Genomic DNA, 19,630 nt, shown 5'->3' on the forward strand with positions numbered 1-19,630 from the left:
CCATACCACGCGAAAACCCCCTATTTCGTTGGAAATAGGGGGTTTTCGTGTTGTTCGACGGATCAGCGCGTGCCGGCGCCCGAACCCGAACCCGAGCCGCTGCCCGTGGTCGGCGTCGCGGCCGGGGTCTGCATGCCCCACTGCCAGTCGCCCGCGCCGTCGGAGTAGTTGTAGAGACCGACCGAGTTCTTCACGACGATCGGGTCACCGCTGCCGAACTGGTCGTAGAACCACTTGGCGTTGTCGGGCGCCAGGTTGATGCAGCCGTGGCTGACGTTGCGCTTGCCCTGGTCGGACACCGACCACGGGGCGCTGTGCACGAACGCGCCGCTGTTGTCGATGCGGACGGCCCACTGCACCTTCAGCTTGTAGCCCTCGGGGGAGTTGACGGGGACGCCGTAGGTCGACGAGTCCATCACGATGTCCGGGAACTTCTCCAGCACGTAGTAGGTGCCGTTCTTGGTCTCGTCGCCGGTCTTGCCCATGGACATCGGGAACGTCTTCTCGACCTTGCCGTTACGGCTGATGGTCATCTGGTGCGTCGCGTTGTCGGCGGTGGCGACCAGCGCGTCACCGGTGCGGAAGCTGGACTTGGTGCCCGCGGCGTCGATGTTGACGACGGTGTTGGCCGGCCAGAAGGCGATGGGCCGCCAGCGCAGCTGGGTGTCGGTCACCCAATAGAACATGCCGGGCACCGGCGGGTTCGACGAGATGTGCACGGCGTCCTGCGCCATCTGCTTGTTGGCGATGGGCCGCGGGAAGTTGATGTAGATCGGCTTGGCCACACCCACCATGGACCCATTCACCGGGTTGAAGGTCGGCGGGTTGAACGGCGGCTGACCGACGAACGGGGTCGGGTTCTGGCCTGCCGGAGTACCTGGCGGGATCGGCTGGGGTTCGCCGGGGATCGGGGCGCCCGGGATGACGGGCGCAGGCGCCGGCACCGGTTCAGCAGCCGGCGGGATCGGCGGTGGCAAGGGTGCCTCAGTGGGAAGACCCGGATCGATGGGCGCCGCCGCCACATCGGGGTCCGGCGCATCCGGGTCGGCCAGTGCCGACGGGGTTGCGACGGTCATTCCGGCGACCAGTCCGGCCGCCACGACCGCGGTCAGAAGCTTGCTCTTGTTCCACTGCGGCATCCGCCACCTCCAGTTCACAACGTCCCCAGTCTCTCATAGCGCGCTGACCGGCCCCTGCCGCGAAAGCCCGTCGTACCGCGATTTCGGCCCCGTCGAAGGCGGCTGAACTGCACAGTTGATCGCCTCAGATATGTCGAGCGTTACTCTCACCGGTCACACGCGACACCCGGGAAACACGGCGGACGGCTGTCGAAGCCGCGGAATCCGCGCACAATCGACCATGTGATTGTTGCCTTCAGCGTCAGCCCGATGGGTGGTGACGAGTCCGGCGGCGTCGCCGCGGCCGTCGCCGCAGCCGTGCGGGTGGTGCGCGAGTCCGGCCTGCCCAACGAGACCAACGCGATGTTCACGAACATCGAAGGTGAGTGGGACGAGGTGATGGCCGTCGTCAAACGGGCCGTGGACGCCGTGGCTGCGGTGTCCCCGCGGGTCAGCCTGGTCCTCAAGGCCGACATCCGGCCCGGCTACACCGGCCAGCTGACCGCGAAGGTCCAGCGCATCGAGGACGAACTCGGCACGTAGCCGCAACGCGGCCGTCGACCCCTAACACGATCGACACACGCCCGTACTGCCGGCGCCATCATGCTGCCGACAATGGTCAGGCATGGGTTCTGATGTGCACGGGTTCGCCGCTGGTCCGACCATCGGCCCGTCGGTGGCCGAAATCCTCGATTCGCACGCCGCCGGCACCGGCTCTCCGGTCAAGACCGCGGCCCGCGTGGCCGACGCCATCGCCGCCCGCGGGGACGACGGCACCTGGCTGTCCGTCGTGCCGCGCGAGGAGCTGTTGGCGGCCGCGGCGGAGATCGAGAACCGGCCCGGCGCCCGCACACTGCCGCTGTACGGCGTGCCGTTCGGTGTGAAGGACAGCATCGACGTCGCCGGCGTGCCCACGACCCTGTCCTGCCCCGACTACGCGTACGTCGCCGAGCGAACCGCACCGGCCGTGCAACGCCTGCTCGACGCGGGCGCGCTCTATGTCGGCAAGACCAACCTCGACCAGTTCGCGACGGGTCTCAACGGCACCCGGACGCCCTATACGGTGCCGCGCAGCGTCTACGGCGGTGGTCTCATCTCGGGCGGGTCCAGCTCGGGCTCCGCGCTGGCGGTCGCGCTGGGCCAGGTGCCGTTCGCGGTGGCCACCGACACCGCCGGGTCCGGCCGGGTCCCCGCCGCCCTCAACGGCGTGGTCGGTTTCAAACCGTCCCGGGGACTGATCAGCACCGTCGGACTGGTACCGGCGTGCAAGTCGCTGGACTGCCTCAGCGTGATGGCGGGCTGCATCGACGACGTGGACCGGGTGTTCGACGTGATGGCCGGCCGCGACGACGCCGACGCGTGGTCGCGCGACCGGGGACCGCGCCACGGCGGCGGGCCGATCCGGGTCGGACTGCCGCCGATCGCCGAGCTGGAGTTCTTCGGCGACGATGCCATGCGCGCAGCGCATCTGAGTTTCCGCGAACACCTCGAGCGCCTGGCCGTCATCGTCGAGGTGTCACTGGCGCCGTTCCTCGCCGCGGGAGCCCTGCTCTATCAGGGCCCGTGGGTGGCCGAGCGGCTCGTCGAGTTCGGTGATTTCCTTGCCCGACAACCTGATTCGATCCACCCCGTGGTGCGCGACATCTTCCGCAGCGGCCTGAACTACACCGCGGTGGACGCGTTCGCCGCCCTGCAGAAGCTGCAGGAGCTCAAGGCCGAGGTGGGCCGACTCTGGCAGACCATGGACGTCCTCGTGGTGCCGACCATCGGGACCACCTTCACCGTCGAGCAGGTGCAGGCCAACCCGATCGAGTGCAACACGATGCTGGGCCACTACACGCACTTCGGCAATCTGCTCGATCTCCTGGGCGTCGCGGTCCCGCTCGGCGTGACCGGTGACGGCCGTCCGTACAGCGCGATGCTGCTGGGCAACGCCCTGTCGGACGACACCGCGCTGACGCTGGCCGCGCGCATCCTCGACGAACCCCGCACGACAACCGAGGTCGCCGCGGCGCCCGTCGAGGAGCTCGCATGACGTCCGTCGAGGTCCCGGCCGAACCGACCCCGTTCACCCTCACCGCCGGGCGGACCGCGCTGATCGTCATCGACATGCAACGCGATTTCCTGCTGCCCGGCGGCTTCGGCGAGAGCCTCGGCAACGACGTCGACCAGCTGCTCAAGGTGGTGCCACCGCTGGCGGCGTTGCTCGCCGCGGCCCGTGCCGCCGGGGTCATGGTCGTCCACACCCGCGAGGGCCACGAACCAGACCTGTCGGACTGCCCGCCCGCCAAGCTCAATCGCGGTGCGCCGTCGAAACGGATCGGGGATCCCGGCAAGTACGGCCGCATCCTGATCCGCGGTGAGTACGGCCACGACATCGTCGACGAGCTGGCCCCGATCGACGGGGAGCTGGTGATCGACAAGCCGGGCAAGGGCGCGTTCTACGCCACCGGGCTGCAGGACGCGCTGACCGCTGCGGGCATCACGCAGCTGCTCGTCACCGGCGTCACCACCGAGGTGTGCGTGCACACCACCACCCGCGAAGCCAATGACCGTGGCTACGAGTGCCTGGTCGTATCCGATTGCGTCGGTTCATATTTCCCGGAGTTCCAGCAGGTGGGCCTGGAGATGATCGCAGCGCAGGGCGGCATTTTCGGCTGGGTTGCGGACACCGCGGCGGTCATTCCCGCGCTGCAACAACTCGGCGCCCCGTCACCTTCTGCGGTCTAGAGAGGACCTGCCCATGTCCACCGACGTCTCCGATCCCCCGGCCGCCGGCACCCCCAAACCGGCCCTGTCCCTACCGTGGTGGACGCGCGGCGACACCAACGCGTTCTTCGGGCTGGGGTTCAACATCCTGGTCAACGTCCTGACGCTGACGGGTCTCATGATCGGCGTCGTCAAGGTCCCCGCCGGTGACGTACTCGGCACCATCCTGCCCGCGCTCGGGGTGGCGCTGATCCTCGGCAACCTCTACTACACATTCCTGGCCCGCCGCCTCGCGCGGCGCGAAAACCGCACGGACGTCACGGCTTTGCCGTACGGCCCGAGCGTGCCGCACATGTTCATCGTGGTGTTCGTGGTGATGCTGCCGGTCTACCTGCACACCAAGGATGCGATGCAGGCCTGGCAGGCGGGGCTGGCGTGGGCCTTCATGATCGGCATCATCGTGATGATCGGCGCGTTCGTCGGCCCCTACATCCGCGAACTGACACCGCGGGCGGCCATGCTCGGGACGCTGGCCGGCATCTCCATCACCTTCATCTCGATGCGGCCGGCGGCCCAGATGTGGGAGGCGGCCTGGATCGGGCTGCCGGTGCTGGCGATCATCCTGATCGGGTTCTTCACCGACGTGAAGCTGCCGTTCGGCATCCCGACCGGACTGGCCGCACTGCTCGTCGGTACCGCCATCGGCTGGATCGGCGGGTTCATGTCCGCACCCGATGTCGCCAAGGCGGTGTCCGACATCGCGATCGGACTCCCCGATCTGCGGATCGGCATGCTGCTCTCGGGCCTGTCGCATCTGGCCCCGCTGCTGGGGACCGCCATACCGCTCGGCGTCTACAACTTCACCGAGGCGATGAGCAACGTGGAGAGCGCGGCCGCCGCCGGCGACAACTACAACCTGCGCAGCGTGCTGCTGGCCGACGGCGCGGGCGCGGTGATCGGCTCGGCCTTCGGCTCTCCGTTCCCGCCTGCCGTCTACATCGGCCACCCCGGCTGGAAGGACGCCGGCGGCCGCGCCGGGTATTCGCTGGCCAGTGGCGTGCTGATCGGGGCCTTCTGCTTCCTGGGCCTGTTCGGCGTGCTCGACGCGCTGTTGCCGGTGCCCGCGATCGTGCCGATCCTGCTCTACATCGGTCTGCTGATCGGCGCGCAGGCCTTCCAGGCCGTGCCGCGCCTGCATGCCGTCGCTGTCGTCGCGGCGCTGCTGCCCAACCTCGCGCAATGGGCCGGCGGCCTCGTCGACAACGCGCTCAACGCCGCCGGCACGTCGGCCGCGGCGGTGGGTCTGGACAAACTCAACGGCGCGGGCGTGGTCTACCAGGGGCTCCAGACGCTCGGCGAGGGCGCGGTGCTGGTCGGCCTGATCCTGGGCACCATGGTGACCTTCATCCTGGAGAAGAAGTTCCTCTACGCGGCCATTGCGTCGGTCGTCGGTGCGGCGTTGTCCTTCATCGGTCTGATCCACGCACCCGAGGTGGCGTGGGCGGCCAATCCACAGGTCGCCCTGGGCTATCTGTTCTTCGGCCTGGTGTGCGCCGCGTACTCGCGGTTACCCGGCGCCGATCAACCGGTCACGGTCGACGAGTCGGACGTCGTCGCCGGGCACTAGGAGACGGCGCGATCACAATGTGCCCCTGACAGCGGCGCCATCGCAAATGACTCCATGACAACGCTCGTGGAGTCACATTGCGTCAGGACCGGACGAGCCGCGCGATCGCCGCGGAGGCCTCGGCCAGCTTCTGCTCGGCCTCGTCGCCGCCGACAGCCACCGCGTGGCTCACGCAGTGCCCCAGGTGCTCATCGAGCAGCGCCAGCGCGACCGACTGCAGCGCGCTGTTCACCGCGCTGATCTGCGTCAACACATCGATGCAGTACTTGTCCTCGTCGATCATCTTGGCGATGCCGCGGACCTGTCCCTCGACGCGCCGCAGCCGCTTGGCGTAGTTGTCCTTGTTCGGCGAATAGCCGTGTTGGGCCTCAGGGTGACCCGCCACCGCAACGTCCGACTCGTCTGCCGTCATAACCCCAGCGTACCGCATACCCCTTAGGGGTATCCAATGCAATTTCGCTTGGTGGCGGCGGGCATACTTACCTGCATGTCTGCTGATCAGCCCGATATCAAGCCCCGCAGTCGCGACGTCACCGACGGTCTCGAGAAAACCGCAGCCCGCGGCATGCTGCGCGCGGTAGGCATGGGTGACGACGACTGGGGCAAGCCGCAGATCGGCGTCGGGTCGTCGTGGAACGAGATCACCCCCTGCAACATGTCGCTGCAGCGGCTGGCGCAGTCGGTCAAGGAGGGCGTGCACGCCGCCGGCGGTTACCCGCTGGAGTTCGGCACCATCTCCGTCTCCGACGGCATCTCGATGGGCCATGAGGGCATGCACTTCTCGCTGGTGTCGCGCGAGGTCATCGCCGACAGCGTCGAGACGGTCATGCAGGCCGAGCGCCTGGACGGCTCGGTGCTGCTCGCCGGTTGCGACAAGTCGATCCCCGGCATGCTGATGGCGGCCGCCCGGCTGAATCTCGCGAGCGTCTTCTTCTACAACGGCTCGATCATGCCGGGCGTCGCGAAGCTGACCGACGGCACCGAGAAGGAAGTCACCATCATCGACGCCTTCGAGGCGGTCGGTGCGTGCGCCCGCGGGCTGATGTCCCGCGAGGACGTCGACATCATCGAACGCGCCATCTGTCCGGGCGAGGGCGCCTGTGGCGGTATGTACACCGCCAACACCATGGCGTCGGCGGCCGAGGCCCTCGGTATGTCGTTGCCGGGCAGCGCTTCTCCCGTCGCCATCGACAAGCGCCGCGACGAGTTCGCCCGCAAGTCCGGCGAGGCCGTCGTCGAGATGCTGCGCCGCGGCATCACCGCGCGCGACATCCTGACCAAGGAGGCGTTCGAGAACGCCATCGCCGTCGTCATGGCGTTCGGCGGCTCCACCAACGCGGTGCTGCACCTGCTGGCCATCGCCCGCGAGGCCGAGGTCGAACTGACCCTCGCCGACTTCACCCGCATCGGCAACAAGGTGCCGCACCTGGCCGACGTGAAACCCTTCGGCCGCCACGTGATGAAGGACGTCGACGAGATCGGCGGCGTGCCCGTCGTCATGCGCGCCCTGCTGGATGCCGGTCTGCTGCACGGTGATTGCCTCACCGTCACCGGCAAGACCATGGCCGAGAACCTCGCCCACATCGCGCCGCCCGACCCGGACGGCAAGGTGCTGCGCGCGATGAACAACCCGATCCACCCGACGGGCGGCATCACCATCCTGCACGGCTCGCTGGCCCCCGAGGGCGCCGTCGTGAAGTCGGCCGGCTTCGAGTCCGACGTTTTCGAGGGCACCGCAAGGGTTTTCGAGCGCGAGCGGGCCGCCCTCGACGCGCTGGAGGACGGCACCATCACGCACGGCGACGTCGTCGTCATCCGCTATGAGGGCCCCAAGGGCGGCCCGGGTATGCGCGAGATGCTGGCCATCACCGGCGCCATCAAGGGCGCCGGCCTGGGCAAGGACGTGCTGCTGATGACCGACGGCCGCTTCTCGGGTGGGACGACGGGCCTGTGCGTCGGGCACATCGCGCCGGAGGCCGTCGACGGCGGCCCCATCGCGTTCGTGCGCGACGGTGACCGCATCCGCCTCGACGTCGCCAACGGCAAGCTGGACCTGCTCGTCGACGAGGCCGAATTGGCTTCGCGCCGTGAAGGTTTCGAGCCGCTGCCGCCGCGCTACAAGACTGGCGTGCTGGCCAAGTACACCAAGCTGGTCCAGTCCGCCGCCGTCGGCGCCGTCTGCACCTAGCCGGGATTTGTGCACGATTTTCCGCGGTAGGCGCGGAAAATCGTGCACAAAACACCCGGTGGGCGGGCTCGGTGATAGCGTGAGGTCGGGCGCGCAGGACCGCCCGACGTCCGCTCGAAGAGGCTCAGCCTCCCTGCTGATTGCTTCACCTTGTGACCGACCTCTTCTCGGCCCGATTCGCGGACGCGGGCGCATGAGAGGAGGCCGTCATGGCCAGCACACTGCCCACCAATCCGTCCCTGGACAAACTGCGCGTCGAAGCACGCACGCTGCAGCGGGCGAACGGCATCGCGCTACACGCCGCCCAGCTCGCCGTCGCCCGTCGGTATGGCTTCACCGGCTGGCCCGCACTGGTGCACTACCTGCGGCTGGCCGCGGATCTGAGCGTCGACCCGGGCGCCGTCGACGAAAACGCCCTCGACCCCGCTGACCGGTTCTGTTCGTGGGCGGTGTTGCGGTACGACGAATCCGACGCCCCGCCGCGCCGGCAGTCCGCTGTCGAGCTGCTCGCCGCCGAACCTGATGTGGTTTCCCGCAGTGTCTGGGCCGCGGCCGCGGCCAGTGATCCGGTCGCGCTCGCGGAGCATCTCGCCCGTCGCCCGACACTGGCCGGCACCGGCGGCGGTCCGTTCGGCTGGGTGCCCATGATGTACCTCTGCTACTCGCGGATTCCCTTGGGCCGCAGCATAAATGACGTCCTGGCCGCCGCGACGCTCCTGCTCGACGCCGGAGCCGATCCGAACGGCGGTTACCTGTGGTGCGGCATGTCGACGCCGTTCACGCTGTTGACAGGGGTGTTCGGCGAAGGCGAGCAAGGGCCGCGACGGCAGCCCCGGCATCCGCATGCCACCGAGCTCGCGACGCTGCTCCTGCGCCGCGGGGCCCATCCGCTTGATCAGCAGACGCTCTACAACCGGATGTTCCGCCCGGACGATTCGCACCTGGAGCTGCTGTTCGCCCACGGTCTCGCCGACGCCGGGCCCAGCCCGTGGGAGCGACGGCTGGGCGAGGCGATGGAGACCCGAGAGCAGCTGTGGCAGCGGCAGATTCGCTGGGCCGCCGAGCACGGGTTCCGTGATCGTCTCGACCTGCTCGCCCGGCACGGCATCGACGTGTCGGGCGTCGAACTCGTCGCGCCGACCTTTCCGGATGATCCCAACGCCCGTGACGATGAGGGCGCGACGCCGCTGCACCACGCCGCGTGGGAGGGCGATCTGTCGCTGATCCGGCGGCTGCTGGAGGCGGGCGCCGAACCGTCCATCACCGACGGACGGTTCGGCTCGACGCCGTTGCAGTGGGCCGAGCACGCCTATCAGACGGAGGCGGCGGAACTGCTGCGCGCCGCGACTTCGGACACCACTTCCGAGTACCACTGAAACAGCTTGATGCGTTGCGGGGCATCGCTTTTGAGCAGTTCTGCCCAGCATTCCGCGACCTTCGCGCGGGCTGCGACGCCGATCCACGGCTGTGGCAACAACTCTGGCGGCAGCAGCGGGTCGGGCTCGAGCGCGCGACTGAATTCGGCGGCCAGCTCGATGGCAGTGGTGAGCTGCGCGGTCGGGGCGGCGCCCGGCAAGGCGGACAGTGCGCGTTCGGCGACGGAGAGCAGTCGCCGGTGACGTTCGGCGATGTCGTCCAGGGGCCACAGGAGGCCCGCGACGGCTCGCGGCTCATCGGTGCCTCCGACGGCCAAATCCGCGGTCGTGAGCGTGGTGACGTGATCGGTGATCGCCAATTGTTCTGCCGCGGCAGCTATCTCGCTGTCCCAGTCGTTCGGGGAGACGTACAGACCACCTTGAATCGCGGCGCCACCGAGGCGCACGATCGCGTCACGCATGGCGTCACGCGCCGACCGGATCGACTCCGGAACGGCGAACGCCACGACGTGCCAGCGCCCGTCCCACGGGGCGTCGCCCCGGTCCTGGGCGTACATGAGCCGGAGGTAGTCGAGGTCCGGGGTGATGCTGCTGCGCAGCTCATCGGTCGCCCGCAGCACCGCTTTCCGCCCGCGTCCGTCTTGGACGAACTGCCCGTCGGCGACCAGTCGCTTGATGCACAACCGCACCTGCTGGTCCGTCATCCCGAGTTCGCCCGCGACGTCGTACAGCGCACCGGCGTCGATGGTGGCGTCGTCCCGCAGCATGCTCTCGACGAGAGTGCGGGTCGGCACTTCGATGGGTGCGTCCAACGGTCAGCTCCTTGTGCCGGCGGTACGACGCGCGGGGCACCCAAGTCTAGGCACGCTCGTCCTGTTCGACGATGACGAGCGGCCGGCCGTCGGGCTGATCGAGTTGGTTAGCCAGGTCGGCGAAGAATCGCGGCGCGTCGATGACGGCGTCGGGCGGGTGCACTCCCGGGCGCCGCGCGGTGCCGTCGACGATCTGCGCCAGCCCCAACACCAGCGGGATGCCCGTGGCCCGGGCCATGTCCCCGAACAATCCAGCCGCGCTCCCGGACAGGTCGAGGTGGGTCAGCACCGTGCGGTCGCGTCCGGCGCGGGTGCCGGACACCGCGGCGAAGAACGGCGGTAGCGTGCCCGGACCTTTGCTTCGCCACGACAACGGCACAGATCGTAAGTAGTGCAACAGGTTCGGTTTCGCGAACTGCAGTGCTGCCGTCTCGTGGGTCAGTCGGCGCCGGTCGGTGTCGCGACGCAGCACATCGAGGTAGGCCAGGGTCTGCGGCCGCATCACCATGAGGTTGACGGCCTCGCCGGTGAGTCCGAGCGTGCGCCGCAACGTGATGGGCTCGGGATGGCCCACCGTGTACGCGGTGCCGCGACGGCCACCCGGCAGGGTCAACCCGACCGCGCGCAGCGGACGCTCGAACGTCAGCTGTCCACCCCGGACGGTGCAGATTTTGCCGCTGCTCTGCAGCATCCAGTGCACGGCCGCGGCCGACGGCCGGCCGTCTGGGCCCAACAGCACCTCGCCCCCATCGCCGCCCGTCCCGGACACGTCGACCGGCCATGCGGTGTAGGCGTCGCGCACCGTGTCGAGTTCGGCGGCCGCCGTGGCGACGAGCAGGTTGCTCACACCCGGGCTGGCCCCCATTCCGATGACAGCGCAAACGTCTGCGGCACGGGCGGTTTCGTCGAGTTCGAGCATCTGCACCGTCGGTTCCCAGTCGTCGCAGATGTCGACGTAGTGCGTGCCCGTCGCGATCGCGGCGCGCAGCACCGGGACTCCGAAGCGGTAGTACGGCCCGACGGTGTTGACGACGAGATCCGCCTGGTCCAGGAGCCGGCACAGGGCCACCTCATCCGTGACGTCAACCTGGGCGGCACTGACCCGCACCGGCGCCTCGGCGAGTTGTCCGCACAGGCGGTGTGCGGCGGCACCGTCCCGGTCGGCGATGACGATCTCGTCGACCCCGGGCAGCCGCGCGGCGAGCCGGACAGCTACGGCACCCATCGCGCCGGGGCCACCCAACGCGAGGATCCTCATCGGGCCTCCTTGGCGGCGGGCAGTTCCTGAACGTAGCGCCGCAGATTGTCGAGGTAGCTGGGCGCATAGATCTGCCGGGGCGCGAAAGTTCCTATCACATAGGCTTTTACGCTGTCAGGATTGCTTTCCAGGTCCTCCTTGGCGAGGCTGTGCGAAGCGTGGGGATAGGTCTGGACCGTGAGCAGATCGGGTCGCACCAGCGCGCGATAGACGCGTTCGGTTTCGGCCACGTCGACGTTCCGGTCGTCCTCGCCGAGCTCCAGCAGCACCGGGACCGCGAGACGCGGCAACGTCGCGCTGACGTCCGCACGGTAGTTTCGCGCGACGAATCCCCAGCGGTCCGCGGACATCGGCGACGCGTCGATGTCCGCCATGCGGTACTCGTGATAGGTCGCGCCATTGCGCAGCAGCTGATTCGTCCGCTCCCGTCGGGCCAGGGCCGCTGCCAGTTCCGACTGCGGCGCCGCGCGTGCCCGCAGCTCGGCCCGCAGGTTGTACTCACCCTGCCGCATCCAATTGATCGCCGGCCCAACGAGAATCATGAACTGCAGGTCGGGTTTGCGCACTGCCACCTCGGGCGCCACCCAGCCGCCCTGACTGATGGCCCAGATGCCGATGCGGTGCGGATCGATGTCGGCCCGGGTGCGGGCCCAGTCGATCGCGGCGCTCGTCTCGTCGGCCCGGTCGGCCAGGCTCTGGTTCAGCCAGTTGCCGGGCGCGCCGTCGACGCCGGGCTTGTTCCACGACAACGACGCATAGCCGGCCTCGGCGAAGGACTCCCAGATGGGCCGGTAGAACGCGTCGCGGCTGGCATCGGCGGGCCCGTCGCCGTGCACGAACACCACCAGGCCGAACGGTCCCTTCCCCGTCTTGGGCAGGGCCAGCACACCGTCAAGGGGCTGCGCCGGCGCAGGGATGGTGACGCGCTGCTCGCGAATGGCGAAGTCGTTGGCGTACAGCACCCAGCCGCCCGCCGGAACCACGACCGCGACGACACAACCCCATGCGATCAGCGTGCGACGCACCCAGGCAGGACGGTGACGACCGATGGCAGAACTATCATTCATTCCACGATCGTAGCCTAAGTGATAGTTAATCGAGAGTGGCGTCAGCCACTCGGACTGCGGAGACTCCTCGCTCGCGGGCTAACCGAACTGCGCGTGGAGCTCCGGCAAGAAGCCGGCCAGGTGGTTCATCTCCTGCGCGCAGTGCACCAGCAGATCCTGCGGGTGCGGCAGCTGACGCGCGGCAAGAACCCGAAAAGCATGGTCCGCCAACGACTTACCGGCACGGAAGCTGACGTGCTGCCCGCCCATCCAGAATCGGGAGCGCATCTCGGCGCCGTCGGGTGTCGGCCGCACCTGATGAACAAGCCAACCGATGTCGACCGGGATGTCCGGCGAGCCGAGGCGGGCGACGATGGCCAGCCCCGCGTGCCCTTGTGACTCGGGGTCGACGAACTGGATCGCCACCGAACTGAGCGCCGAGCCGAGATACTCCTCGACCAGCGAGGTCCGACCGACATAGGCCACGTCGTCACGGCCGTCGCGCCACTGCGCCGATACATGCGCCCGCGGATGCCACAGCTTGTAGCGGCGCGCGTCGCAGCCGTGCCAGCCGAACCACCAGTCCCACATCTGCGGCGTCACGCCCGGCATGTCGGTGCGCACGGCAACGGTGTACCCGCCGTCCGACAGTGTGCCGTAGCCGTTCTCGGTCTGCTGATAACCGTCGGCGGCGAGCGGTTCGTCGAAGTCCGGCAGCACCGGGCCGGCCTGCGGCCCGTGCTCGAGCGCCTCCACCACATGGCGTGGCAGCGCCGCCATCTCCGGATTGAAGAACCTGCCGAACGGTGTGTCCGCGTCGTCACCGCGGTAACCCAGGTAGCTCATGTCCGTCCCATCCAGGCGTAGAAGCGACCCTCCGGGTCATATTGTGCGCGCACCGCATCCAGTCGCGCCATGGCCGCGTCGGTGGCGAACCGGGCCGGCCGGGCACCGAGGTTCTCGTCGGCCAGCTGTATCCCGGTGGCCAGGTGGGACATCGCCGCCATGTTCGATCGGGCCCAATCGCCGTATTTTTCGTCATCGGCTGCGTCCTGCCAGCCGGCGTAGAGCGCCAGGTACACCTCGTCTTCCAGGCTGTAAGCCATGTCCTGACGGGCGGGCGACGGCCCCCAGTTCAGCCACAGGAAATGCGACGGATGCGGTGGCATGGTCTCGAGGATGTTGCGCACGCCCGGCAACAACTCGGCCGTCGACGCCGACGTCCACATGTTGTCCGCGGCGTAGCGGTGGTCGCTGAGATAGTTGCTCATCACGGCGTCGTACCAGGTGGGCAGATTCGTCGGTGCGAACGGCACGGCCATCAGGGCATGGGGCCGCGCCGGACACGTATCCAGCAGTGCGACTGCAGCTTTCGCTTCGTCGTCGCTGTCGGCGAACACTGGGGAGGCCAGCACGATGCCCGGCGTATCCAGACCCGAGCTCGGCATGGCCCGCGAAGCGACGATCTGCAGCTCCACCCGGCGGTCCACGTCGGCGCTGATCGCGCGGGCCCACGTATAGATCTCGTCGGCGGCCTCGAAAGGGTAGACGTACAGGCTGCTGCCGCAGACCGACGGCTGCGGATAGAGGCGTAGGTGGAACGCCGTCACGACGCCGAAGAATCCCGGGCCGGATCCCCGTGCCGCCCAATACAAATCGGAGTGATGCTCGGCGTCGCACCGAATCTGCTCACCATCGGCGGTGACCACGTCGAGCGCCAGCACGCTTTCGCACGCCGGCCCCAGCACGCGGCTGTTCCACCCGTAGCCGCCCTGCAGCAGATACCCGCCGAGTCGCACGCCACGGCAGTGTCCCGACGGGAAGAACAGGCCCTGCTGCTCCAGTTCGGCGGCCAGCACGCTGCCACCTTTTCCGGGCCCGACGACGGCGGTCATCGCGTCGCGATCCACCCGGCACGTATCGAGCCGGCTCACGTCGAGCAGCAGGCCGCCGTCGCGCAGGTGGTTGGCCGACCAACTGTGCCCGCCGGATCGGATACCGACGGCCAACTTGTTCGCGCGGGCGTAGCGGACTGCCACCACCACATCGGCAGTGCACGACGCCTGCACGATGACGTCCGGAAAGCGCTGCGGCACAAGCGCATTCCACACCGTCGCGCAGCGTGCCTCGTCATAGCTCGCGTCACCGCGGCGAAAATGTCGGACCTCGGCCAAAGCTGTCACCGCAACTCCTCACGCCTCGACGCCCCACCGAAACGTAACACCGGGAATCAGCGGCTGCGTCAAATTCGAGTTGCGGGCCTACTCGGCCGTCAGCACCGCCCGAGCCCCGACAGGATTGGCCAACGGCACCACGATCTTGCCCGGCATGATCATCATGGTGCAGACCATGCGTTCGCGATCGGACCTGCGGCCGGCCGTCAAGGTGACCGTCACGGCCTGGTCGGTCTCCTGGACCGTGGCGTGCACTCCGTAGCAGTCCGGCGATCCGAGCGAAATATTCAGCGCCACAGCAGGTTCGGGGTCCAGCCGGCTCCAGGACTCCGCCGCCAGCGGGTGGGGGTCGACGATCGCCGGATCGTCGACGAACGTCGTTCCCGGCGAGACCGGCACCTCCGGCAGTGCCGTCGGGTCAGCCCAGGCTGTCGGTGCCATGCCGACGGCCAACACGAGTCCCGCCGCGGCGACGCGCAGCACTACGTCGCCACCCGCGCCACTGCGAAACCGTCCCAGCCCTTGGCGCCGACGGTCTGGATGGCGGCGGCCTCCAGGCGCGGATGATTGCCCACCAGCTCCAGCATGTTGCGCACACCTTGCGCCTGCAGGTCGTCGGCGGCCGGATCGAGCACCCGGCCCATGCGCGTGACGTTGTCGACGACGATCACCGCGCCCGGCGCCGCCAGCCGCACCGCCCAGTCGACGTAGGCACTGTTGTTCTCCTTGTCCGCGTCGATGAAGAAGAAGTCGAACTGCTCGCCCCGCTCCGCCAGCTGCGGCAACGTGTCGAGCGCCGCGCCGACCAGCACCTCGACGCGGTCCGCGACACCGGCCCGCTCGAAGTTGGTCCGGGCGACTGCGGCATGTTCCGGGGAGTACTCCAACGTCGTCACGCGGCCCTCCGCTCCGATACCGCGGGCGAGGTTGATGGTGCTGTAGCCCGCCAGCGTGCCGATCTCCAGCACCCGGGTGGCGCCGCTGATGGTCGCCAACAGCGACAACAGCTTTCCGTGCTGCGCCGAGACCTCGATGGCCGGCATGCCCGCCGTCACCGCGGACTGGCGCGCGGCGGCCAGCGCCTCGTCCTCGGTGTGCAACACCCGGTTGAACATCTCGTCGACTGCCTGCGGCTCGGGTTGCGTCATGGCCCCAGGCTAGCGCGCGAAAATCCGGTGCCCAGATTGACCGATTCGCCGTCAGCGCGGCCCGTCGGCCACTTGAATGACGGCTATGTCAAATCACTTCACGGGCCTCAGCCTCGGCCCGCCGCTGGGCGACCAGCGCCTGGACCTCTGCGATCTGTACGCCTTCCAATCGCCGGCCGACCCGGCCCGCACGGTGCTGATCCTCAACGCCAACCCGAACGCCGACGCCCTGCATCCCGATGCGATCTACCGCCTCGCCATCGACAACGACGGCGATCTCCGCAACGACATCGCCTTCAGTTACGTGTTCTCCGAGCCGGTGGACGGGCGCCAGACCGTCGATGTGTACCTGGCCACCGGCGAGGCCGCCGAGTCACCGGAAGCCGTGGGCGACAAGATCTTCGAGGGCGTCGAAGTGTCGTTCGGCAAGGAGCCGGTGATCGCTGAGTCCAATGGTTACCGGTTCTTCGCCGGGGCCCGCAGCGATGCCTTCTTCTTCGATTTCGACGGCATCAAGAACCTGTTCGACATCAGGGGCGGCCGCAACTTCACCGCGCTGCACCTCAGTGGCGAATTCCCCTGGACCGGTGTGGATTCCAACACGCAGGCCAATGTGTGCTCGATGGTCCTGGAGCTGCCGACCGCGCTCCTGGGAGCCGCGCCCGACATCCGGATATGGGGCCGCTGCAGCGTCCGCCGGGACGGTGCGCTGCTGCACGTCGACCGGGCCGGGCATCCGTCGGTCAGCAGCTTCTTCAACACCGACGACACCAAGGAGGAGTACAACGCCAGCGAGCCGGTCCACGACCGCGACCGCTGGATGCCGATGTTCGTCCACCTGCTGGGGCACACGGGCGGTTACACCGACGAGGAGGCCGTCGCCGCCGTCGACGCTGAGGGCATCCTGCCCGACATGCTGACGTTCAACCCATCACTGCCGGCCAAGTACCCGAACGGGCGGGTGTTCACCGACGACGTGATCGACTACCGGCTGGCCTCGCTGACCAAGGGCGATTGCCCACCGTCCGGCCTGAGCCCGCACACCGACACCCTGCAGGTCTTCCCGTATCTGGGTCCGCCGCATTAGGACAGCACTGGAAACGCACGCTCGCCGGCCGCGAGCGTGCGCGTAATACACACCGAACGCGGCGTGTCCATGTACAAACACGGCCGCTCGCGGGAAAGGGGGCAGCGCACGCGGGAAAGGGTGTAGTTAGCGCACGCCTTCCTTGGCGTAGACGACCCGCAGGACGTGGCCCACCTCCGGTCCCATCACGATGTCGGCCAGCTCGCAGAACGCCGCGGTGAACGCCGGACCGTGCGGCGGTACCGCAGCGGACAGGTGGTGCGCCACCTCGTGCAGGACCACCAATTCCCTCAGGGCCCAGGTGGATTGGCGTTCGGGCACCGCAATGACCGCGCCGCCGTCACCGGATTCGTAGTGCGCGGCCGTCATGCCTCGCCGCGCCCGCACGGCCACCGCGCCGGCATCGGGCCACCGCGCCGCCACTGCCGGCATGGTCAGCACCTGGTCGACGTAGCTTCGCACCGCGTCGACGGACCCGAAGCGCGCCTCGGGCGGCAACGTCAACTGTGTCCCGAAGAATTCGACCGCCCGGTTGCCGCGTTCCCCGGCGCGGTCGAACAACGTGCGCACGAACTGCTCGGCGGCGTACACCGCGGATCGTTGAACGTCCCGGGTCATCGCTCCAGAGCCGTACGCGCACTGGATAGTTCGGGGCTCGGCCCCAGCCGCGCCCGGCGCCCGGCCCGGTCCCCGGCCCGTCGCGCCGCCGACGAATAGCCGGCCGACGCACTCGTCGCCCGCCAACTCCCCCGCGCCTGCGACGTCTTCTTGTAGAACGACACCAACTCAAGGTCCTTGTTGCGCAACGCAAGCGCGGTCCCCGGTTGGTCGGCGCGTTCGGCGGTCGCCGCCTGCCGGGCCTCCTCGCGGGCGTCGATCAGCCGCTGCCCGACGCGGGCGCCGAATGCCAGCTGGAAGTTGAGCCGGGCAGTGATGGTCGGCGTCGGCCGGTGCGCACCCGTCGAGATGTAGGCGTCCGACGACTTGACCATCTGCACCACCACGCTGGCATACAGGGCGTGGGTGGCGTCGATGTCCTCGGCGAACCCGTAGGCATAGACGAAAGTCGAGTTGGACGCGATATCGCATTTCACGTCGTTGGCCCGCGCGATCAGCACGAACAACTGCACGAACGTGCGCAGACCCCGGGTACCTGCCTCCCCGATGGTCACCGTGCGCTGCACCGGCTCCTGGGCCGCGGTCCGGGTCGCCGAATGCGCCCGGGCCACCGCCAGATCGATCGACGTCGTGGTGGCCAGGCGCTGGGCCGTCGCCATGAACGCCTCGGCCTCATGCGGGTTGTCGGTGTTCTCGGCCTGCCGCAGCAGCGCCGCGATCCGGGCGAGCATCTTGTCGTCACTCATGCTCGCGACATTATGGGACGCGTACGACGTTTCCGCGCGCGCGACGGGTCGTGGCCGTCGCCGCAACTGTCGTCAGTCGGGCGGCTCCTGCGCTTCGCCCGATTCCTGGTCGACATCGGGCGTCTCGTCACGGCCGGTGGCGCTGGCGCGGCGAAGTTCGTCGTCGGCACTGAGTGGTCGCTTGGCCTCGCCGGTCTCGACGTCGGCGTCGGTGTATGTGCCCCGGGAGCCGGGATCATCCTTGTCCATGGCAGTCCGTCCTGTTCGTCGGTCGTGATGCCGATATACCCACCGCTGAAGGTTGGACACCTCCTCCTGCTCCCGACGGGTTCGATCAGGGCTCGGCGGGGTAAGCGAGGTTGCGTGCAAACCATGGAATTGACGGTTCTGGATCCCCGCACCGGCGACACCGTGTCGCGGGTGCCGATCGCGGGCCCGCCGGAATGCGACAGCGCAGTCGAACGGGCCCGCGAAAGCCATCCCGCGTGGGCCCGCACGCCGGCGGCCGACCGGGCCGCCTGCCTGGAGTCCGCGGCGGCTGCGATCCGCGACGCCGCCGACGGATTGGCCGAACTGAACGAACGCGAGACCGGCAAGCCCGCACCCGATGCGTTGGGTGGCGTACAAGCCGGCATCGGCACACTGCTGCAATACGCCCAGCTGGGACCGCTTCACCGCGGCCACAGCTTGCAGGGAAATTGGGCCGCAACCGATCTCATGATTCCGCAGCCGCGGGGAGTCGTCGCGGTGCTGACACCGTGGAACGATCCGGTGGCCGTGGCGGCGGGCTTGCTGGGCGCTGCGCTGGCCACCGGAAACACGGTGGTGCACAAGCCGAGTGAGCGGTGCCCGGGCACAGGCCGGTGGTTCGCCGAACTACTGGCGGGCCACCTGCCCGAGGGCGTCCTCGAAATCGTCGACGGAGATGGGTCGACGGGTGCGCGGTTGGCGTCGGCCGAGGCGGTTGACGTCGTCGCGCATGTCGGGAGTAGCGCCACCGGCAGGTCGATCGCGCGGGCCTGCGCCGAGCGGGGTGCCAAGGCACTGCTGGAAAACGGCGGCAACGACGCGCTGATCGTCGACGCGGGAGTGCAGACCGACTGGGCCGCCCAGCAGGCAGCGCTGGGCGCCTTTGCCAACGCCGGCCAGATCTGCGTGTCAGTGGAACGCATCTACGTGGTGGAGTCGCAGCTCGAGGCATTCGTCGAGGCGCTGCTCGGTGAAGCGCGCGAATGGTCCCACCGGATCGGGCCGCTCGTCGACGAGCGGCACCGCACTCACGTGCACCAGCACGTCACCGACGCCGTCTCGCGCGGTGCGCGTGTACTCATCGGCGGCGAACCACTGGACGGGCCGGGCACGTTCTACCCGCCGACCGTTCTGACCGGCTGTACGCCGGACATGCTCGTGTTCAGCGAGGAGACCTTCGGGCCCGTCGCCGCTGTGCGCAGCGTGCCCGACTTCGACACGGCACTGGCCGAGGCAGCCGACGACCGGTACGGCCTGGCCGCCACGGTGTTGACCGGTGACATGGGACATGCCCAGGAGGCCTGGCGGGCGCTGCCGGTGGGAACTGTGAAGATCAATTCGGTGTTCGGCGGCGCGCCGGGTGGTGCGGCCGAACCGCGCCGCGCCAGCGGCAACGGATTCGGTTTCGGCCCTGAGCTGCTCGATGAGATGACGGCGATGAAAGTGGTGCACTGGTCCCCGCCGGCCGCCTGAG

At 68.7% G+C, this 19,630-nt stretch carries 20 protein-coding genes; 8 read left to right on the plus strand and 12 right to left on the minus strand.

What is annotated here, in order from left to right; translation table 11 throughout:
• Positions 1-62 precede the first annotated feature (62 nt).
• Positions 63-1,139, minus strand: a complete 1,077-nt coding sequence (locus ACJH7A_RS13895; RefSeq protein ID WP_244872710.1) for a L,D-transpeptidase family protein — start codon at positions 1,137-1,139, stop codon at positions 63-65.
• A gap of 222 nt (positions 1,140-1,361) precedes the next feature.
• Here ACJH7A_RS13895 and ACJH7A_RS13900 point away from each other — a divergent pair, with 222 nt between their 5' ends.
• The 4 genes from ACJH7A_RS13900 to ACJH7A_RS13915 all read left to right on the plus strand — a co-directional run bounded on the left by ACJH7A_RS13900 (position 1,362) and on the right by ACJH7A_RS13915 (position 5,454).
• On the plus strand, positions 1,362-1,661 hold the full coding sequence (locus tag ACJH7A_RS13900) for a thiamine-binding protein (protein ID WP_064978907.1): 300 nt from the start codon (positions 1,362-1,364) through the stop codon (positions 1,659-1,661).
• Positions 1,662-1,743: 82 nt separating this feature from the next.
• Complete coding sequence (locus tag ACJH7A_RS13905) at positions 1,744-3,153, plus strand: allophanate hydrolase (protein WP_406774767.1); 1,410 nt, start codon at positions 1,744-1,746, stop codon at positions 3,151-3,153.
• Complete coding sequence (locus ACJH7A_RS13910; protein ID WP_318984818.1) at positions 3,150-3,848, plus strand: cysteine hydrolase; 699 nt, start codon at positions 3,150-3,152, stop codon at positions 3,846-3,848. The genes ACJH7A_RS13905 and ACJH7A_RS13910 overlap by 4 nt, the downstream gene beginning before the upstream one ends.
• Before the next feature lie 13 nt (positions 3,849-3,861).
• On the plus strand, positions 3,862-5,454 hold the full coding sequence (locus ACJH7A_RS13915) for a regulator (protein WP_318984819.1): 1,593 nt from the start codon (positions 3,862-3,864) through the stop codon (positions 5,452-5,454).
• 82 nt (positions 5,455-5,536) lie between these two features.
• Here ACJH7A_RS13915 and ACJH7A_RS13920 read toward each other — a convergent pair whose 3' ends face one another.
• Positions 5,537-5,866, minus strand: a complete 330-nt coding sequence (locus ACJH7A_RS13920) for a metal-sensitive transcriptional regulator (RefSeq protein WP_212807925.1) — start codon at positions 5,864-5,866, stop codon at positions 5,537-5,539.
• Between the two features lie 75 nt (positions 5,867-5,941).
• On the opposite strand from ACJH7A_RS13920, the gene ilvD reads away from it, so the two are divergent.
• Positions 5,942-7,642 carry a dihydroxy-acid dehydratase gene (gene ilvD, locus ACJH7A_RS13925; RefSeq protein ID WP_212807924.1) on the plus strand — a complete coding sequence of 567 codons (1,701 nt, stop codon included), beginning with the start codon at positions 5,942-5,944 and terminating at the stop codon, positions 7,640-7,642.
• Positions 7,643-7,851: 209 nt separating this feature from the next.
• Positions 7,852-9,018: an ankyrin repeat domain-containing protein gene (locus ACJH7A_RS13930; protein WP_318984820.1), complete on the plus strand. Its 1,167-nt coding sequence runs from the start codon at positions 7,852-7,854 to the stop codon at positions 9,016-9,018.
• On the opposite strand, the gene ACJH7A_RS13935 is transcribed toward ACJH7A_RS13930, so the two are convergent.
• The 7 genes from ACJH7A_RS13935 to ACJH7A_RS13965 form a co-directional block, all read right to left on the minus strand.
• Positions 8,955-9,785 carry a PaaX family transcriptional regulator C-terminal domain-containing protein gene (locus ACJH7A_RS13935; RefSeq protein WP_212814464.1) on the minus strand — a complete coding sequence of 277 codons (831 nt, stop codon included), beginning with the start codon at positions 9,783-9,785 and terminating at the stop codon, positions 8,955-8,957. The two genes, ACJH7A_RS13930 and ACJH7A_RS13935, sit on opposite strands and share 64 nt — an antisense overlap.
• Before the next feature lie 91 nt (positions 9,786-9,876).
• Positions 9,877-11,088, minus strand: a complete 1,212-nt coding sequence (locus ACJH7A_RS13940; protein WP_212807923.1) for a saccharopine dehydrogenase family protein — start codon at positions 11,086-11,088, stop codon at positions 9,877-9,879.
• Entirely contained in the window at positions 11,085-12,155 is a 1,071-nt protein-coding gene (locus ACJH7A_RS13945; RefSeq protein ID WP_212807922.1) for a S9 family peptidase, read from the minus strand. Before ACJH7A_RS13945 ends, ACJH7A_RS13940 begins: the two co-directional genes overlap by 4 nt.
• Positions 12,156-12,233: 78 nt before the next feature.
• On the minus strand, positions 12,234-12,980 hold the full coding sequence (locus ACJH7A_RS13950) for a DAPG hydrolase family protein (protein ID WP_212807921.1): 747 nt from the start codon (positions 12,978-12,980) through the stop codon (positions 12,234-12,236).
• Positions 12,977-14,317: an FAD-binding oxidoreductase gene (locus ACJH7A_RS13955; protein WP_212807920.1), complete on the minus strand. Its 1,341-nt coding sequence runs from the start codon at positions 14,315-14,317 to the stop codon at positions 12,977-12,979. Before ACJH7A_RS13955 ends, ACJH7A_RS13950 begins: the two co-directional genes overlap by 4 nt.
• A 78-nt stretch (positions 14,318-14,395) precedes the next feature.
• Positions 14,396-14,791, minus strand: coding sequence for a hypothetical protein (locus ACJH7A_RS13960; protein ID WP_212807919.1), 396 nt, complete (start codon positions 14,789-14,791; stop codon positions 14,396-14,398).
• Complete coding sequence (locus ACJH7A_RS13965; protein ID WP_212807918.1) at positions 14,791-15,456, minus strand: O-methyltransferase; 666 nt, start codon at positions 15,454-15,456, stop codon at positions 14,791-14,793. The genes ACJH7A_RS13960 and ACJH7A_RS13965 overlap by 1 nt, the downstream gene beginning before the upstream one ends.
• 85 nt (positions 15,457-15,541) lie before the next feature.
• Between ACJH7A_RS13965 and ACJH7A_RS13970 the strand changes: the two genes are divergently transcribed.
• Positions 15,542-16,543, plus strand: a complete 1,002-nt coding sequence (locus ACJH7A_RS13970) for a DUF4331 family protein (protein ID WP_212807917.1) — start codon at positions 15,542-15,544, stop codon at positions 16,541-16,543.
• 126 nt (positions 16,544-16,669) lie between these two features.
• Here ACJH7A_RS13970 and ACJH7A_RS13975 read toward each other — a convergent pair whose 3' ends face one another.
• From ACJH7A_RS13975 to ACJH7A_RS13985, 3 genes are all read right to left on the minus strand, one after another.
• Entirely contained in the window at positions 16,670-17,161 is a 492-nt protein-coding gene (locus ACJH7A_RS13975; RefSeq protein ID WP_212807916.1) for a TIGR04338 family metallohydrolase, read from the minus strand.
• A complete protein-coding gene (locus ACJH7A_RS13980) occupies positions 17,158-17,907 on the minus strand; it encodes a DUF2786 domain-containing protein (RefSeq protein ID WP_212807915.1) in 750 nt (249 codons plus the stop codon). Before ACJH7A_RS13980 ends, ACJH7A_RS13975 begins: the two co-directional genes overlap by 4 nt.
• Before the next feature lie 72 nt (positions 17,908-17,979).
• Entirely contained in the window at positions 17,980-18,156 is a 177-nt protein-coding gene (locus ACJH7A_RS13985; RefSeq protein WP_212807914.1) for a hypothetical protein, read from the minus strand.
• Positions 18,157-18,279: 123 nt separating this feature from the next.
• On the opposite strand from ACJH7A_RS13985, the gene ACJH7A_RS13990 reads away from it, so the two are divergent.
• The gene (locus ACJH7A_RS13990) at positions 18,280-19,629 is read left to right on the plus strand and encodes an aldehyde dehydrogenase (protein ID WP_212807913.1); all 1,350 of its coding nucleotides are present in this window, start codon (positions 18,280-18,282) and stop codon (positions 19,627-19,629) included.
• The last annotated feature ends 1 nt before the right edge of the window (position 19,630 follow it).

Source organism: Mycobacterium sp. SMC-17 (genome assembly GCF_045310915.1).
In the GTDB taxonomy this organism is placed as follows: Bacteria; Actinomycetota; Actinomycetes; order Mycobacteriales; family Mycobacteriaceae; genus Mycobacterium.